Origin of the sequence: Pseudonocardia sp. SID8383, assembly GCF_009864975.1 — a bacterium.
In the GTDB taxonomy this organism is placed as follows: Bacteria; Actinomycetota; Actinomycetes; order Mycobacteriales; family Pseudonocardiaceae; genus Pseudonocardia; species Pseudonocardia alni.
Window position 1 is genome coordinate 1 of the sequence record NZ_WWFY01000017.1, and the last position, 1,564, is coordinate 1,564.

Genomic DNA, 1,564 nt, shown 5'->3' on the forward strand with positions numbered 1-1,564 from the left:
GGTGCCCGCTCCGGCGCCCGCGCCGGGGGCGTTGCTGCCGCCGGGGCCCGCGCCGCTGGTGCGGTCCGAGCCGGTCCGGCTGCGGGTCGACCGGCTCGGGCTCGACACCGTGCCCCGGCCGATGGGGCTGGCCGCGGACCGGTCGATGGAGGTCCCCGCGGATGCGGGCACGGTCGGTTGGTACACCGGCGCACCGACCCCGGGCGAGATCGGCCCCGCCGTGCTCACCGCGCACGTCGACTGGAAGGGGCTGCCCGGCGCCTTCGCCGACCTGGACACCCTCGAACCCGGCGACGAGATCCGCGTCGACCGCGCCGACGGGACGTCGGTGGTGTTCGCCGTGCACCGGGTCGGGCGCTTCCCGAAGGCGGAGTTCCCGACCGCCGAGGTCTACGGCGATCTCGACCACGCGGGCCTGCGACTGATCACCTGCGGTGGGGTGTTCGACCGGTCGGCCCGCAGCTACGTCGACAACGTCGTGGTGTTCGCCGACCAGGTCCGCTGAGCGGCCCGTCTGCGCCCCACGCCCCACGGAGCGCGGTCCGGACGCGCCCGCGCTCGTCGAGATGCAGCCCAGCGGGCTGTGGAGATCCACAATTCCCGCTGAGCTGCATCTCGGCGAACCGTCGGGCCGGGCCGGGCGCTGCGCTCCCTGTCGTGTCCTCGTCGCCGCGATCCGCCGCACCACGAACGCCGAGATGCAGCTCAGCGGGCTGTGGAGATCGACAACTCCCGCTGAGCTGCATATCGGCGACCGGGCCGGCTGGACCCGGTCGTCGGGCGGGGCGCGGGGCTCATCTCCGGCGCCCGGTGCCCCGTCCCGGTGCCGCGGTCCGCGGGTCCTCGGGCCAGGCGTGCTTGGGGTAGCGCCCGCGGAGCTCGGCCCGGACCTGTGGATAGGCGTTGTCCCAGAACGAGTTCAGGTCGGCGGTGACCGCCGTCGGACGTCCGGCGGGGGAGAGCAGGTGCAGCACCACCGGCACCCGCCCGTCGGCGACGGCCGGGGAGCCGGTCCACCCGAACACCTCCTGGACCTTCACCGGCAGGGCCGGGGCCGCGCCGGAGTAGTCCAGCGCGATCCGGGACCCGGTGGGGACGGTGAGCCGCTCCGGGGCCAGCTCGTCGATCCGCCCGGCGAGCCCGCCCACGTACGCGGCGACGTGGCGGCGCAGCGCGGGGCCGGCGTCGACCCGGGCCAGGTCGGAGCGGCGCCGGGCGGTGGCGAGCGGACCGGCCAGCCACCCGGCGGGATCGGCGGCCGAGTCGAGCAGCGCCTCCTCGGACACGTCGGGCCACGGTGTGCCCAGCACCCGGTGCAGGAAGTCCAACCGCTCGCGCAGGGAGACCGCCCCCGCCGTCCAGCGCAGCAGCCCGGTGCCCTCGGCACGCAGCCCGGCGACGAGCGCGTCGCGGACGGCGCCGGGGTCGGGGGAGCGGTCGGGCTTCTCCGACAGCACGATCGCGCCGAGCCGGTCGACGGTGCGGGCGCGGACGTCGCCGTCGCTCCAGACGGCCTCCGAGCCGGTGACCCGCAGCGGCGCGGCGGCCCGCAGCGCGGTCGCGG

At 76.9% G+C, this 1,564-nt stretch carries 2 protein-coding genes; one reads left to right on the forward strand and one right to left on the reverse strand.

The annotated features are described in order from the left end of the window. Positions 1 to 505, forward strand: a 505-nt coding sequence (locus GTW08_RS00615; RefSeq protein ID WP_161151240.1) for a class F sortase, incomplete at its 5' end; no start/stop codon positions are given. 289 nt (positions 506 to 794) lie between these two features. Here GTW08_RS00615 and GTW08_RS00620 read toward each other — a convergent pair. Beyond that, on the reverse strand, positions 795 to 1,564 hold a 770-nt coding region (locus tag GTW08_RS00620), incomplete at its 5' end, for an ATP-dependent helicase C-terminal domain-containing protein (RefSeq protein WP_275938963.1).